We start from the raw sequence: 14,322 nt of genomic DNA, 5'->3' as shown, positions 1-14,322 counted from the left end.
CTCCTTTTTGTTTGTAAATTTATTTACCTAACTAATAAAACTGTTAGGTTTAAAAACCAAATTTAGATTTGAAATCGTCCCAGTAACCAATCGAAACATCAGGCAACAATTGGAATTTAACCTTGTAACCTGTTGCCTGGATAGCCTGAAAGGCTTCTGCTTCTTCCTGTGTGATAGATTGGTTATTACCCAATTTCACTGCACCAGGTCGATCATTTGCAGGGCCAACGATGATTTCTTTAACATCTCCTGGGACAAAACCTTGATCCACCAAAATTTCCTTCATATCGATTGGGTTTTTGGTAATCAAGAAGTACCGACTGTCAGATTCCGTTACTTTTGCTGACTTTTCTTTAAAGGCTTCTTTTGTCCATACAAAGGTTTTCTTGTCTGATGCTCCTTTGTAAGCTTGGATCAAAACCTTGTTTGATGCTGCTGCATCGTTTACAGCAATCAAACCATCACATGGTTTTTCTTTTGCCCAGCGTGTGACTGTTTGACCGTGAATCATGCGATCATCAATCCGTACAAATGTTACTACCATAAGGTACCTCCTATTAAATATCATCATCTTCTTCAGCACTAGTGGCTGAAACTTCAAAAGGTTGTAGTGCAGATTGTGCTTCCGATAAGATAGTTGCTGACAAATCGTCTCCATCCAACACATCCTTCATCACAACTGCTGTCAAGGCCATGGTGAGGTTCATCCCACCAAGGATCAAAGCTCCATCTAGCTTTCCAGCTTCTTCTAGGACAGTGGCTGCTGTGGTTAATGGACTACCACCTACAATATCTGCCAAGACCAGCACAGAATCATCTGCTGTCAATTCTGAAATGCTCTCTCTAAAATCAACTGCAAAGTCATCAACGGATTTTCCTTCTTTAAGTCCAACTGCGATGACCTGATTCATCTTGTCACCAGCAAACATAGCTAGCGATGTTTTTAGCCCTTCTGCCAATCCACCATGACTGACTAAAATGAGGTATTTCATTTTGCTACGCCTCCTTTATTTGACTCTATTGTAGATTATTTGGAAGCGCTTTTACATTGTCAAATGTCACATTATAAACATGACATTTAGCAACAAAAAAATGACATCTGTCACTTGACACGATGTCATCTTATTTTCTTTAAACTCCTACCTGAAGACTACTTTCAATCTCCCTTTGAATTTGCGGCAGGCGATTCTCAACATCCTGATTGCGTAAAGCATTGCTAATCAAATAGTCCAGCTTTTCTAACACTTCTTTGGATACATTTTTGGGACTACTCTCAACAGCTTGTTCCATGATACGATTCAAGGTCTGATTGGTTAAGGAGTCCGTGCCAAAATCATCTACCTGTAGAAGGTCTTTACTAGACTGACTTTGGACCACCTGTGGCATAACGGAAATCCCTTGAGATTGAGCAAAGAGGAGTTGTTGAATTTCTGGATCTTCTGTCAACACTCGCATCAATTCCCAAGCCAACTTTGAATGAGGAGTCCGTGCCGACATGGCAAAAGAAGTAGTCGTAACCAAAGTCGCCTTGGTGGTTTTTGACTTAGCAGGCATAGGAATACAGGTCCAGGTGAAGTTTGAATATTTGGAAACATGGTAGGGATAAGGTTTATAAGTCCTATATTGAGCCAAGGTCATGGGATAAAACGCAACTTTCCCCTGGTCAAAATCTTTGGAACTCACCTTATAGTTCTTATTCAGCTCTTCCAATTTTTGTAAAAAAGTCAAAGATTCTTTAACTTCTGGAGCCGTAAGTTTGAGCATCCCACCTTGAAAGAGACTACCCCCATTTGCTGCCAAAGCTTCTTTCCAGGTATATTCTGTACTCCCAAACTGATCCAATTGACCATCTCCATTAGTATCTTTGGTTAGTTTTTTACAAATTGTATAGAACTCTTCCAAGCTCCAACCTTCTTTGGGAACCTCAATGCCTTCTTTATCCAGCAAATCTTTATTGACACACATCAAAATAGGATTACTCTCATATGGCAAGGCATAGGTTTGCCCCTGATAGACACCTGATTCAAATGCAACAGGATAAAAAGCAACTTGGTCTTCTTTATTCATATAGCCGTTTAACTTTTCTAAAACGCCACGTGCCGCCAATAAGGACAAATCTTTCTCAGAAACCATAAACACATCAGGGGTCTTTCCTGATACAATTTTTTCTGAGAGCCAGTTTGAATATTCCGACTGCGGAATTCCATTTTCATATTCCACACGGACATTAGGATGGGATTTTTCAAATTTTTGAATCGCAAGATCCAATGCATGGGAACGTTGACTGGTCGGTACATCCCAACTAGAGCCTGCATAAACTCCTATATGAAGAACGGTCGGTTGCTGTTTCCACCAATAAAAACCAGCACTCAAAGAGAGCATAAAAAGGAGACAAATCCCTAAACAAAGTTGCTTTCGCTTCAATTTCATTCCGTATTTCCTTTTGAAAAATCACGTCGGGTCACTCCTGTTTGGACTGACCAAATTGCTAATTGCGTTCGATCTCTTAGGTTTAATTTCGACAAAATCGTTGATAAGTAATTACGAACAGTTCCTTCTGATAAGAAGAGTTTAGCCGCAATCTCTTTATTTGACTCACCATAGCCAATCTCTTGGATAATGCGCCATTCCGTCGTACTCAAATCCTTAACGTTATCCTCATCCACAGCAATAGAGAAATTTGATTTGGCCATTTGTGAGAAAATTTGAAAGACCTTGCTTGCGATATCAGGGTTGATCATTGCTCCTCCCTGATGCACCACCTTAATAGCTTCATAAAGCTCCTCTGTCGAGGCTCCTTTTAAGAGATACCCTGAAGCACCATACTTGAGCGCACTATAGATAAATTCATCATCGTCAAAGGTTGTTAAAATAATAATTTTGATATCCGGATAGTGTTCTTTTACTTCTTTTGTAGCCAAAACCCCATCCATGCCTGGCATCCGAATATCCATTAAGATTAAATCCGGATGCGAGTGTGGAATGCTAGACAAGACATGATTTCCATCTTCCACTGTGGCTACCACTTCAATATCTGAGTAGGCCGACAAAATAATTTTCAGAGATTCTCGAATCAAGGACTGGTCATCCGCCACCATTACTTTTATCATCATCTCTTACCTCCCTTCTTTATATTTTGGTAAACTAACACGTGTGAAAAATCCATCGCGACTTTCAAATTGAAGCTGGCCTCCTAGAATTGAAATACGCTCCATCATCTGTTTGAGTCCGTAGCCATATGTCAAGGTTTCAAACCCAACTCCATTATCCTGCAACTCAATCATGTAATCTTCTTCGTCCTCAAAAAAATGGAGGTCCATGTGGCTGGCATGACCGTGGCGAACCGCATTAGTCATAGACTCTTGTATCACACGAAAGATTGTATCTTCAATCATGACGTCCATATCGACATCAACCCATTCATAGTTGAAATCAACTTGCAAGTTTGAAAGAATTTGGTACTCGCGGATTGTCTTTTCTAAAGCATCTTTGAGAGTTCGCTCCTCAAGGGCTCCTGGACGAAGGCGATTTAGAGAGCCTCTCACATCCTGGATTCCTTCACGGACGACTTCTGATACGTTTTTTACCTGCTCTTTGGCACGACTTGGATTGATATCAATCAAGACACCGACAGCATCTAAACCTGCTGAAATCCCTGTTAACGCGTGTCCCAAGGTATCGTGAATCTCCCGAGCAATCCGCTTGCGCTCCCGATCCTCTGCAATCTTCTCAGACAAGGCCATATAGTTGTTCAACTCGGTATTAACCTTGGACACCATGGCCAGCTCTTGTTCAACTTCGTGGTTTTCCGCAAGGACATTCATGATATAAAATAAAAGTGAAATTATGAAGAGTACCATATTCAAGGCGTAGAGGGAATTCTTTAAGAAAAAGGCCAAAATACGGATAGATTCAGGATAAAAATGAATATAGGTATCAAGAGAAGGAATCGGGAAGAAAAGCGAAAAGACGTCTGAATTGGTTACAAGGAGCATCAAGAAGCTTACTAGGATAAAGGCAAACCAATACTTCCGATCTCTCTTGGTATTCAACTCTTTGGAGCCATAGAAGATATCCGCAAAAACCAAGAGAATGAGCCCGTTATAAGCTATGTTCTGAACCCACATCAAAAGTAGCATCAGGAGAATCTCCAGAAGATTCCTCTTATCAAAAATAGACCATCGACTTGTTTGAGGTCTATAACGACTCATTGATATTAAGGCAATCCCAGCAAATAAGATTGCTGACAAGCAAAAAGTCGTAGATGAAGCAAAAGGAATACGCTCTAGGCGCTCCAATAATAGAGAGGCTTGGCGTTGAGCGATGATATAGTTGGTTGCTTGAAGATAGATGATGCTGTTGAGCATAACAGCAATAAAATTCACGACCATAAGAATGGCCAAACTGTATCGAACACCTCTAAACTTTCTCATTACTGCCACCCATTCACATCAAACTGATCAATGTTTTCCTTTGTCATCATTTCAACTGGAATGGTCACCTCTTTGGTATAGCTCTTCCCTTCAGAAATATCTTGGATAACTTCCATAACACGGTCTCCCATCTTCAAGGGAGATTGAGCAACGGTTCCCACTACATCATCCGTCGAGTGCAACAAGGATTTCATATCTGGTGAGCCATCGATTCCATAAATTGCAATGGACTGGCTATTTCCTTGCTCCTTAATTGCAGCTAAAGCTCCTATAGCCGAGCGGTCATTTAAGGCAACCAAGGTATCAATTTCAACCCCTGATTGTAAAAAATTCTGGACAGCCGGCATGGCGATCTCCGTTTGCCCCTTGGTTTCTAGTTCCGATACAATCTGATAAGAACTGTGCCCCTCTATAGTGTCTTTAAACCCCTGAATCCGCGTATCTGCTGAAACAGTCCCCTTATGCTCCAAAAGGAGGACCCGAGCGCTAGAGGAACGTTTCATCAGCTCTTTAGCAATCAATACTCCCGCTTGGTAGTTATCAGATACAATACTTGCATCGGGCTTAAAATTTTTCAGTTGGGTATCGACTGCAATGATTTTAATTCCTTGTTTTCTAGCTTTTTCAAGAGCAGTTAAAATGGACTGGCTATCCCCCTTGACCGGATTGATCACAATCACATCAACTTTTTGAGCACAAAAATCATCAATCTGCTGGCTCTGCCTTTCTTCATCCAATTCTGGATCTCGGACGCAAACAAGAGCTCCTCTTTCATCGGAAATTCGACTAATTTCCGAATGAATACTTTTATAGAACTCATTGTTCATGGTCATATAGGTTACACCAATTTTAGTCTGATCCTTGATGCCACTTGTTTGACAACGGCCAAAAATCCAAAAGAGAATACAGACCACTGGAATCATCAGTAATATACGCTTTATCAGCCATTTCAACAATTCTTTTTTCTCTTTATTTTCCTTCAAATTTTATTCCTTTTCTGAAAATTTTGAATATATATTACTTTATTCTACTACTTTTTCAAAAAAAGTGCTTGATTTTATTGTACAAATACATTTATTTGACCTATCTTAAGAAGTAATTTCCGAACAATATAACTAGAAATAATAGAAAAAGCCGGTCTATAAACGAACCAGCTTTTTCTATAATCAATCCTAGAAAGGAAGTTCCTCCTCTTCCAAGACCAAATCTGCTAAGTCTTGACCTGCATTATTTTCACGCATAGCACGTTGAGCACGACTTTCCAAAAGTTGAAATCCAGTACAGAGAACCTCTGTCACGTAGTTGCTCTGACCATTCTTCTCAAACTTACGGGTACGGAGCTCCCCATCGACAGAAATGAGACTGCCTTTAGTCGCGTAGCTAGCCAAGGTTTCAGCCAGTTTGCCCCAGACAACAATATTGATGAAGTCAGCTTCACGTTCCCCATTCTGGTCCTTGAAACGACGGTTAATAGCAATCGTCGCACGAGCCACAGACTTGTCGTTGTTGGTTTTGTGCAATTCTGGTGTAGACGTTAAACGTCCAATCATAATAACTTTATTATACATTTTTCATCCTCCTACTTATCTATTCGAAGGAAAAGAAAAAAAGTTACAACATTCGTAACTTTTTTTAATAATATTAATCTCGATGGATCATAAATCCAGTTGCTTGTTGATTGGCCATGATAGTCATATCGGTGATTTGCACACGACGTGGTTGACTGGTCACATAAACAACGGCATCAGCGATGTCTTGTGCCTGCAAAGCTTCGAGTCCCTGATAGACTGTCGCCGCCCGTGCCTCATCTCCATGGAAACGGACTTTTGAAAAATCAGTCTCTACAATACCAGGTTGAATAGTGGTCACCTTGATATCTGTAGCAATGGTATCAATCCTTAAGCCATCCGAAAAGGTTTTAACTGCAGCCTTGGTTGCTGAATAGACTGCTGCACCCGCATAGGCATAAATACCTGCGGTTGAACCCATGTTAATGATATGACCTTGATTGGCAGCTACCATGGAAGGCAATAGACAACGAGTAACAGCCATCAAGCCCTTGACATTGGTATCCAGCATGGTCAGCATATCCAACTCTTCATAGTCCTGATAGGGAGCTAAGCCTAAAGCAAGTCCAGCGTTATTGACCAATATATCAATCTGACCTACTGTCTCTAAAATTTCTGAGCAAACAGTCTTTACCATGCTCATATCTGTTACGTCTAACGGAAAGATCCAGACTTTTTGATTTGGAAAGGCTTCTGTGAACTCAGCTTGGAGAGCTTCAAGTCTTTCTGTTCGACGTCCTGTGAGAACAATATTTTCACCTTTTTCTAGATAGGCACGCGCGATTGCTTCCCCAATACCTGATGTTGCACCTGTGATCACAACATTTTTTGCCATCTTAATTTCTCCTATCTAGTTTAATAGATACTAGTTACCAATTAAGCTGTCCAGTGTTTAGCCGAATCGAATGGAGTTCCTACAACTTGGTCTTCAGATAATTCAATGATACCACGTTTTTGCGGCGCATTTGGTAAGGCAAGTTCACGAGGACTACACATCATCCCAAAACTCTTTTCACCACGAAGTTCCCCTGGAAAAATGAGATTGCCTTTTGGCATCATCGCACCTGGAAGAGCTACAATGGTTTTCAAGCCGACACGCGCATTAGGAGCACCCGCAACGATTTGTACTGTTTTGTCATTTCCAACAGCAACTTGGCAGATATTCAAGTGATCACTATCTGGATGTGCTGCCATCTCTACAATTTCTCCAACGACAAATTTTGGTTCCTTGTCATTGATGATTCCTTCAGTAAATCCTTGAGACTGTAGTTCTTGATTCAAACGAGCCACTTGGTCGTCTGTTAGAAATACTTGGCCACGATTCTCAATCTCAAACAAGCTAGAAACTTCAAAAATATTCCAAGCGACAGTTTCACCAGTTTCTCTTAGAAAAACACGCGCAATATTGCCTTTACGCTCAGCATCTAGTTTAGCATCTCCACTGTTTTTCACGATGACCATAAGGACATCGCCGACATGTTCTTTATTATATGTAAAAATCATTCTTTTCTCCTATTCAAACCTGCTAAAAAGTCATTGATTTGCCCCTTGGTTTTACGGTCACGATTGACAAAACGGCCAATTTCCTTGTCCTTATCTAATACAACAAGACTAGGAATTCCGTAAACATCCCAAAGTTTAGCAAGTTCCATGTATTCATCTCGGTCGACCCGTATAAAAGTGAACTCTGGATTTGCCGCTTCAATCTCTGGCAAGGCGGGATAAATATAACGGCAATCGCCACACCAATCCGCAACAAAAAGGAAAACCTTTTTGCCATCCTGCTCTACTAGATTTGCTAATTCTTCTATATTTTTAGGAGAAATCATAAGACTTCCTCCTCGTAGATGAGATCTTCATCTTCATAGACAAAGGTATAGTGACGACCATCTTCAAAAATGACACCACCAACAAGACGTTCTAGGCTACTTTCGTATACTTGGACATAGAGAGTCCCAATCTCACCCATTTCTGAGAAATAGTCACGCACAATAGCAGTTAACTCTTCCTGTGTTTTCATGAGTTTGTGATCATCGGCTACTTTCTTAGCTCCAAAGGCAAGTGCTCCAAGCCCTGCCACGACTAAACCTGTTTTAATAATATTTTTCGTTTTCATGCTAACATTGTAACACAAAAAGGCTCAAGGAACAATGAAAAAGGGAGTTCCACTCCCCTTTCCATTTTCTACAATTTAATAATTTCTCTCACCAAACAAACCTTCTGGTAAATCATGGAATCCCTTGCCTGCCTTGAAGTTTTCAAACTTACCTAGTAAGAACTGGTAGGCGTCCAAGCGACTTTCGTAGCGAATCATGGCATCTTTAGCGCGCTCATCTTGATCTTCTTCATAGACCTTTTGACTTTCCTTAAGAGCCATATCATTGATCATAATCTGGGTATTAACCCAGGCTTCAAATTCCTTCATAAATTCTTGCTCGTAACTCATTTTTTCTCCTTATTCTAATCCACGGAAAAAGTCTGTATCAATCTCACGGTAGGGTTGGATGTCCTGCACATATTCCAAGACTCCTTGAAACTCTCCTGCTTGATCGTGGACAGCTGCGTAGGTGACATGGACAAACTTTCCACGTGATTCGGACTTAAACCACATCTCATACTTGTCTTTTTTCCCCTCACGAAGACCTTGCATAATCGTTTTGACTTTATCCAAATATTTTGGCGGGTGGCAGAGTTCGACATTTCGTCCAACTTGAGACGGTGTCCTCTTGAAAATCATCTCATCTGCTAGCGTATTATCGTTATAATATTGGAAGATATCATCCTTATTAACAAAGGTAATCTCCATCGGCAAATGATTAAGGATAAGATTCGCCTGTTCAACTGATAGATAACCATTGCCAAAAGCCTGCTGGTTATTGCGATCTACTACTGTTTCCTTTTCCTTAGGTGTGAAGGTGATGGTAAGCTGGCCTTCTGGCGTATCAATCACTTGCTGAACTTTTCCATCTACAGTTTCTGGCTGAGTTGGTTCTTCTACACTTTTTTCCTCAACAAAACTTTGACGTTCTGGAATCCATTTCTCAGACGGACGGATAATGGCATATCCATAGGCGTCACTTTCCTCGGCAATCTGAATCCAGTCATCCTGGGTAAAGGATTCGAGCAGAATCATGAGAAGGATTGATTCTTCCTTAAATATCATACTTTCAAACTCTGTCGCAAAAGTTTCAAAAGCTTCCTTTACGGCGGAAATCGGTACTTCTGGGAGCGACTTAGCTGCCACTAAAGCTGTTTGAAAGAGATCCCTAATCTGATCATCCACTCCCCACATAACTTTGGGAGGTGAATCATGGCCATAACGTTCCATGACAGGAAAGAAGAGCTCTTCCTTGCGCTGGTAGTGAATATCAAATTGACCAACAAGCCCCATCTGACGCACCAAACCCTTACGCATCTCCGCCAGCATTTCCTCGTCGTCCACAGATTCATAAGTCGAGAGCAATCTATGGACCCGAATCAAGGCAGCACGGAGAGCTAGATTTTCATCCTTAAAGACACGCACGGGATGACCTGGATGCTCTGTATCTTCAACTTCGATACCCTTAACAGCATTTTTAAAAAGATTGGCATGCACATCACAGAGTTCCATGACATCTTCAAAGGTTACGCCTGAGTCAGAGTTCATCAACTCGTGCTCCATAAGGGAAATCTCAATAGCAGATACACCTGTAAAGGTCGCATCAAAGCGTTCCTGAACGGACTCTGGAGAGGCTCCATTATGCAATTCTAATAAAATATCCCGCAGGATATGAATACGTTCATCTGTCATTAGTCTAACCCGATCACTTCGTAACCATTTGCTTCAAGCGTACGCACAATCTTATCCATAGGAGTTCCTTCAAGCTTTGAGCCTTGTTTGAGCGACACTTTTCGCCCTACAGTATTACGCATCAAGGGATTTGCAAGAGGTTTAAAACCAAGCTCAACTAAAATATCTAAAACTTCTGGATGTTTATCCACCACTTCCGCAACAGGAATAGAGACATCGATTATATTGTCCATGAGAACCTCCATGAGTTTATTTCTAATCATTTAACTGTTTTTATTATACCATAAGGAATGAGATTAAAAAAACTAGCAACATAAAACTTGCTAGTTTCTTCATATCAGTCAGCTTCGATCACCTCAGCCTCTTTTCGAATAATTGCCATATCATTTTGATATTGCACTTCAGAATAGTTAACTAATTTGGATAATTCTTTTTGCAATCTTTCACCCATGGGTTTCATAGTCGCATAGGTTAATCCCCCTGAAATAACCCCACCTAGAATAGGAATCGCTTTTCCCATTCCCTTTGCCAAGCCTCTCCTTGTAAGAGTAACCCCAAAAATTTTCATAACCTTTTTTAAAATAGGGTACCAGCCAGCCTTGGCTACGGCCTTCTGAGGTACTGTGGTCATTACATGTTTAGCGACTGTAACACCACCAGAACGAAGCAAGGCACCCGCTCCGTTTACCCCAAGCATGACCCCTAAATAAAGTAATAGTGTGTTTTTAGCTTCTTCACTTAAGTCATTTCTTGACGCCCAAAGATCATTAAATCCATAAATATATCCCAATTCTTGGGCTAATTTCAAGGAAAAAGCATAAAACTGAGCTACATCCGTTGGAATAGTAAGCGCCATTAGAATACCTCCAGGTAGACCTGCTAGAACAGATGTTCCACTTGCTCGTAAAACATTATCCTTTATGCAGGACCTGGCTACCCTATCTAAGGTTTCCTGGGGTAATAATGAAGGAGGACCTTGTTCTAACAATTTGGCAATATCCTTCTTATCTAATTCTTTAGAAAACTTCTCAACTAAAAATTTTTCTCTATTTACTTTCACGACAGGAAGCTTTACAACTTGTTGTAAAACTTTTATAGCTATATCTTGTTTAGCCATCTATATCTCCATTTTTCATTCAAGTCCAGCTTTATCATATCATACTCTTAGAGATTAATACATTTTTTTAACCGACTTTTAAGAAGGGCAATTAGTTAATCTATCGTCATGTTTAAAGTAACAAAAAAGAGGGTTTCCCCTCTTTCTTAGTTCTTATCCAGATTGCGTAACATTTCGTCAATCTTGTTTCCATACTCGATGGATTCGTCTTTAACGAAAGTTAAGTCTGGAATTTTATACAATTTCAAATTGCGACCAAGTTCACGTTTGATGGTTCCAGTTGCTTTTTCAAGCCCGATTTGAGCTTTTTGATTATCTGAGGCAAGGTTACTCAAAATAGTGTAGTAGACCTTCGCTACAGACAAGTCGCCTAGCATCTGAACATCTGTGATGGTCACACCTTGGACACGGGGATCACGGACTTTCTTTTGCAAAATCTCATTGACTTCGCGCTTGATTTCCATGCCCACACGATCCGTACGGAAATGATTTGCCATGCTATTCCTTCCTCTCTATTGAACCAAAAGCTAGGCCAGCAGACCTAGCTATTTTTATTAGATAGAGGAACTAGAGCCATTTGAATCTAGGAAACAAGCCTTAGATAGAACTAAGGGTTCATCAAGGCGCTGTTGACGACGAGTCAAATTGGCTATCGTTTCTCTATTATCTCTTGATTTCTTCCATGACATAGGCTTCAATCACATCATCCATCTTGATATCATTGTAGCCATCAATCATGAGACCACCTTCACGGCCGTTTGTAACTTCTTTGACGTCATCTTTATAGTGTTTCAAACTTGCAAGTTCACCATCGTAAATAACGACACCGTCACGAATAACACGGACTTTAGAGTCACGGGTAACTTTTCCGCTAGTAACCATAAATCCACCGATTGTTCCCACTTTAGATACTTTGAAGGTTTCACGGATAATCGCTTCACCGATAACTTTTTCTTCAAATTCTGGATCAAGCATACCTTTCATGGCTTCTTCCATCTCTTCGATAACCTTGTAGATGATGCTGTGGAGACGGATTTCTACATCGTCTGCTTCTGCTTGTTGACGAGCTTGTGGTGTAGGACGTACGTTGAAACCAATGATAAAGGCATTTGAAGCTTCAGCAAGAGTAACGTCAGATTCGTTGATGGCACCAACTGCTGAGTGGACGATGGTAACTTTTACACCTTCCACATCAATCTTTTGAAGGGAAGCAGCAAGGGCTTCAACTGAACCTTGTACGTCGGCTTTGATAATGACATTAACAGACTTGAGTTCACCAGCTTTAAGAGTGTCAAAGAGGTTTTCTAGGCTGACACGTTGTGTAGCTTGACGTTGCTTCATAAGAGCACGTTTAGCACGTTCTTCACCAGCTGCACGAGCAGATTTTTCATCTTCGTATACAGCAAAGTGATCACCCGCCATAGGTGCTTCATTCAAACCTGTAATAGATACTGGTGTTGATGGTCCTGCAACCTTAACACGACGTCCAAGGTCATTGGTCATGGCACGGACACGTCCGAAAGTATTACCAACAACGATTGGGTCTTGAACGTTCAAAGTACCTTGTTGAACAAGGAGGGTTGCAACCGCACCTTTTCCTTTATCCAAACGGGCTTCAATAACGGTACCGATGGCGCGAACGGTTGGGTCTGCTTTGAGTTCTTGGATTTCAGCCACAAGAAGAACAGTTTCCAAGAGTTCATCGATATTTTGGTTGAATTTAGCTGAGATCTCTACAAACTCAGAATCTCCACCCCAAGCTGTTGACATAACACCGTGTTCAGCCAATTCACCGATAACGCGCTCTGGGTTTGCACCTGGTTTATCAATCTTGTTAATAGCTACGATAATTGGAACATTAGCTGCTTTTGAGTGGTTGATGGCTTCGATAGTTTGAGGCATAACCCCGTCATCTGCCGCTACGACTAGGATAGTAATGTCGGTAACAGAAGCACCACGTGCACGCATGGAAGTAAAGGCCGCGTGTCCTGGTGTATCAAGGAAGGTAATCTTCTTACCATTTTCCTCAATCTGATAGGCACCGATATGCTGAGTGATACCACCAGCTTCTCCTGTCGCAACACGTGAATTACGTAGAGTATCCAAAAGGGTTGTTTTACCATGGTCAACGTGTCCCATGATGGTTACAACTGGTGGACGTTCCACTAGTTGGTCTTCATTCAGATAATCATCTTCTACGAAGAAACGTTCGATATCGGCATTGTCCACTTCAACCTTTTGTTTAGCTTCAATTCCGTAATCAACCATGAGGAGTTCAATTGTTTCCCCATCCAAAGATTGATTTTGAGTGGCCATAACGCCCATCATAAATAGTTTCTTAACAATCTCAGCTGGTTCACGTTTGATACGTTTTGCGATTTCCGCAACAGTCATACCATCTGTATACTCAAATTCTGTTGGCAATTCATGGAATTTACGCTCTGTAATAGGTTTTGGAGCCTGATTACGGTTATTTTGTTTATTGCCTTTTTTATTTTTCTTATTGTTATTCCAGTTACTATTTCTTTGATTTCTCACTTGATTCTGACTACTTCGATTCTTTTGTTGTTTTCTAGGACCATCTTCTTCATGATCGTAATCATCACGATCTTTGTCTGGTCGAGCTTGCTTTTTACGACGTGTATCCACTACAGCCTCTTTGGCTACAGGAGCTACTTCAACTACAGGCTGAGTTTGTTCAGCTAGTTTAGCAGCTTCCTCAAAGATTTCCTCTGGCTCCTTGCGTTTATTAGCTTGAGCCAAGGCTTCTTTGGCAACTTGAGACTGTTTGAAGCGTTCCTCACTTGAGCGTGCGTATTCTGCATTTTGCTCAGCCTTCAGAGCTGCTGCTCGAGCTTTAAAGTCAATACGAGGACCAGCTTGGTTGGGACGATTATCAGCTTGTTGGCGATAATCATTGCCACGATTTCCTTGGCCTTGTGGTTTCTTCCCTTGGTCGTTAAAACGACGATTGTCACGGTTTCCTTGACCAGGTTTCCCACCATTACGGTTATCGTTCTTTTGACGATTACCGTTTTGTTGTTGATCGCGGTTGTTACCCTTATTTTGCTTGCGTCGTTCTGCTTGCTCTTTGGCACGCGCTTCACGTTCCGCCTTAAAGTTTCGACTCTGTGGTCTTGCAGCTACAACTTTTTCTTCCTTTGGAGTTGCTGGCGTAGCTGGTTTACTTTCCACCTTCGCTTCATTTGCTTTTGGTGCTACAGGTTTTGCTTCTGTTTTTGGAGCAGCAGGCTTAAAGCTAGCTACAATTTTTTCAGCAGCAGCAGCCTCTACGCTTGATGCATGGCTTTTTACTTCCAAGCCCAACTCTTTTGCACGCGCTACAACTTCCTTACTTTCTTTTCCAAGTTCTTTTGCGATTTCGTACAATCTTTTCTTAGACAAATCATGTCC

Annotated in this window: 17 protein-coding genes; all 17 read right to left on the bottom strand. The window is 41.1% G+C overall.

Going from position 1 to position 14,322, the window contains the following annotated elements; all coding sequences use genetic code 11:
• Window positions 1–49: 49 nt before the first annotated feature.
• The 17 genes from QM810_RS07040 to infB all read right to left on the bottom strand — a co-directional run bounded on the left by QM810_RS07040 (window position 50) and on the right by infB (window position 14,313).
• Entirely contained in the window at window positions 50–544 is a 495-nt protein-coding gene (locus tag QM810_RS07040; RefSeq protein ID WP_195183841.1) for a PTS system mannose/fructose/N-acetylgalactosamine-transporter subunit IIB, read from the bottom strand.
• Between the two features lie 13 nt (window positions 545–557).
• Window positions 558–992 carry a PTS sugar transporter subunit IIA gene (locus tag QM810_RS07035; protein ID WP_414254340.1) on the bottom strand — a complete coding sequence of 145 codons (435 nt, stop codon included), beginning with the start codon at window positions 990–992 and terminating at the stop codon, window positions 558–560.
• Between the two features lie 139 nt (window positions 993–1,131).
• Complete coding sequence (locus QM810_RS07030; RefSeq protein WP_414254339.1) at window positions 1,132–2,430, bottom strand: ABC transporter substrate-binding protein; 1,299 nt, start codon at window positions 2,428–2,430, stop codon at window positions 1,132–1,134.
• Window positions 2,427–3,110 (bottom strand): response regulator transcription factor, encoded by a 684-nt coding sequence (locus tag QM810_RS07025; protein ID WP_004251853.1) that lies wholly within the window; start codon window positions 3,108–3,110, stop codon window positions 2,427–2,429. Before QM810_RS07025 ends, QM810_RS07030 begins: the two co-directional genes overlap by 4 nt.
• A 6-nt stretch (window positions 3,111–3,116) precedes the next feature.
• Window positions 3,117–4,433 (bottom strand): sensor histidine kinase, encoded by a 1,317-nt coding sequence (locus QM810_RS07020; protein ID WP_414254338.1) that lies wholly within the window; start codon window positions 4,431–4,433, stop codon window positions 3,117–3,119.
• A complete protein-coding gene (locus QM810_RS07015; RefSeq protein ID WP_414254505.1) occupies window positions 4,433–5,356 on the bottom strand; it encodes a substrate-binding domain-containing protein in 924 nt (307 codons plus the stop codon). The genes QM810_RS07020 and QM810_RS07015 overlap by 1 nt, the downstream gene beginning before the upstream one ends.
• 249 nt (window positions 5,357–5,605) lie before the next feature.
• Entirely contained in the window at window positions 5,606–6,001 is a 396-nt protein-coding gene (locus QM810_RS07010; protein WP_263394006.1) for a single-stranded DNA-binding protein, read from the bottom strand.
• Between the two features lie 73 nt (window positions 6,002–6,074).
• Window positions 6,075–6,836: an SDR family NAD(P)-dependent oxidoreductase gene (locus QM810_RS07005; protein ID WP_414254337.1), complete on the bottom strand. Its 762-nt coding sequence runs from the start codon at window positions 6,834–6,836 to the stop codon at window positions 6,075–6,077.
• A 41-nt stretch (window positions 6,837–6,877) separates the two neighbouring features.
• Window positions 6,878–7,504: a YtpR family tRNA-binding protein gene (ytpR, locus tag QM810_RS07000; RefSeq protein WP_414254336.1), complete on the bottom strand. Its 627-nt coding sequence runs from the start codon at window positions 7,502–7,504 to the stop codon at window positions 6,878–6,880.
• On the bottom strand, window positions 7,501–7,830 hold the full coding sequence (locus QM810_RS06995) for a thioredoxin family protein (RefSeq protein ID WP_414254335.1): 330 nt from the start codon (window positions 7,828–7,830) through the stop codon (window positions 7,501–7,503). The genes ytpR and QM810_RS06995 overlap by 4 nt, the downstream gene beginning before the upstream one ends.
• On the bottom strand, window positions 7,827–8,117 hold the full coding sequence (locus tag QM810_RS06990; RefSeq protein WP_024053819.1) for a DUF4651 domain-containing protein: 291 nt from the start codon (window positions 8,115–8,117) through the stop codon (window positions 7,827–7,829). Before QM810_RS06990 ends, QM810_RS06995 begins: the two co-directional genes overlap by 4 nt.
• A 75-nt stretch (window positions 8,118–8,192) precedes the next feature.
• A complete protein-coding gene (locus tag QM810_RS06985; protein WP_004251830.1) occupies window positions 8,193–8,447 on the bottom strand; it encodes a DUF1912 family protein in 255 nt (84 codons plus the stop codon).
• Window positions 8,448–8,456: 9 nt separating this feature from the next.
• Complete coding sequence (locus QM810_RS06980; protein ID WP_414254334.1) at window positions 8,457–9,791, bottom strand: DUF438 domain-containing protein; 1,335 nt, start codon at window positions 9,789–9,791, stop codon at window positions 8,457–8,459.
• The gene (locus QM810_RS06975; RefSeq protein WP_000368732.1) at window positions 9,791–10,024 is read right to left on the bottom strand and encodes a DUF1858 domain-containing protein; all 234 of its coding nucleotides are present in this window, start codon (window positions 10,022–10,024) and stop codon (window positions 9,791–9,793) included. Before QM810_RS06975 ends, QM810_RS06980 begins: the two co-directional genes overlap by 1 nt.
• A 104-nt stretch (window positions 10,025–10,128) precedes the next feature.
• Entirely contained in the window at window positions 10,129–10,908 is a 780-nt protein-coding gene (locus QM810_RS06970; RefSeq protein ID WP_414254333.1) for a hypothetical protein, read from the bottom strand.
• A 146-nt stretch (window positions 10,909–11,054) separates the two neighbouring features.
• Window positions 11,055–11,405, bottom strand: a complete 351-nt coding sequence (rbfA, locus tag QM810_RS06965) for a 30S ribosome-binding factor RbfA (RefSeq protein WP_001273601.1) — start codon at window positions 11,403–11,405, stop codon at window positions 11,055–11,057.
• Window positions 11,406–11,571: 166 nt separating this feature from the next.
• Window positions 11,572–14,313 carry a translation initiation factor IF-2 gene (infB, locus tag QM810_RS06960; RefSeq protein ID WP_414254332.1) on the bottom strand — a complete coding sequence of 914 codons (2,742 nt, stop codon included), beginning with the start codon at window positions 14,311–14,313 and terminating at the stop codon, window positions 11,572–11,574.
• Between the last annotated feature and the right edge of the window lie 9 nt (window positions 14,314–14,322).

Origin of the sequence: Streptococcus infantis, from assembly GCF_047464155.1 — a bacterium.
Taxonomy (GTDB): domain Bacteria; phylum Bacillota; class Bacilli; order Lactobacillales; family Streptococcaceae; genus Streptococcus; species Streptococcus infantis_U.
The sequence above is the reverse complement of the archived record's forward strand: the minus strand, read 5'-3'. Positions and strand labels throughout refer to the sequence as shown.

Bases quoted from the DNA above. Each gene is read 5' to 3' on its own strand.
- QM810_RS07040 (WP_195183841.1), bottom strand. From the start codon at position 544: ATGGTAGTAACATTTGTACGGATTGATGATCGCATGATTCACGGTCAA.
- QM810_RS07035 (WP_414254340.1), bottom strand. From the start codon at position 992: ATGAAATACCTCATTTTAGTCAGTCATGGTGGATTGGCAGAAGGGCTA.
- QM810_RS07030 (WP_414254339.1), bottom strand. From the start codon at position 2,430: ATGAAATTGAAGCGAAAGCAACTTTGTTTAGGGATTTGTCTCCTTTTT.
- QM810_RS07025 (WP_004251853.1), bottom strand. From the start codon at position 3,110: ATGATAAAAGTAATGGTGGCGGATGACCAGTCCTTGATTCGAGAATCT.
- QM810_RS07020 (WP_414254338.1), bottom strand. From the start codon at position 4,433: ATGAGAAAGTTTAGAGGTGTTCGATACAGTTTGGCCATTCTTATGGTC.
- QM810_RS07015 (WP_414254505.1), bottom strand. From the start codon at position 5,356: ATGATTCCAGTGGTCTGTATTCTCTTTTGGATTTTTGGCCGTTGTCAA.
- QM810_RS07010 (WP_263394006.1), bottom strand. From the start codon at position 6,001: ATGTATAATAAAGTTATTATGATTGGACGTTTAACGTCTACACCAGAA.
- QM810_RS07005 (WP_414254337.1), bottom strand. From the start codon at position 6,836: ATGGCAAAAAATGTTGTGATCACAGGTGCAACATCAGGTATTGGGGAA.
- ytpR (WP_414254336.1), bottom strand. From the start codon at position 7,504: ATGATTTTTACATATAATAAAGAACATGTCGGCGATGTCCTTATGGTC.
- QM810_RS06995 (WP_414254335.1), bottom strand. From the start codon at position 7,830: ATGATTTCTCCTAAAAATATAGAAGAATTAGCAAATCTAGTAGAGCAG.
- QM810_RS06990 (WP_024053819.1), bottom strand. From the start codon at position 8,117: ATGAAAACGAAAAATATTATTAAAACAGGTTTAGTCGTGGCAGGGCTT.
- QM810_RS06985 (WP_004251830.1), bottom strand. From the start codon at position 8,447: ATGAGTTACGAGCAAGAATTTATGAAGGAATTTGAAGCCTGGGTTAAT.
- QM810_RS06980 (WP_414254334.1), bottom strand. From the start codon at position 9,791: ATGACAGATGAACGTATTCATATCCTGCGGGATATTTTATTAGAATTG.
- QM810_RS06975 (WP_000368732.1), bottom strand. From the start codon at position 10,024: ATGGACAATATAATCGATGTCTCTATTCCTGTTGCGGAAGTGGTGGAT.
- QM810_RS06970 (WP_414254333.1), bottom strand. From the start codon at position 10,908: ATGGCTAAACAAGATATAGCTATAAAAGTTTTACAACAAGTTGTAAAG.
- rbfA (WP_001273601.1), bottom strand. From the start codon at position 11,405: ATGGCAAATCATTTCCGTACGGATCGTGTGGGCATGGAAATCAAGCGC.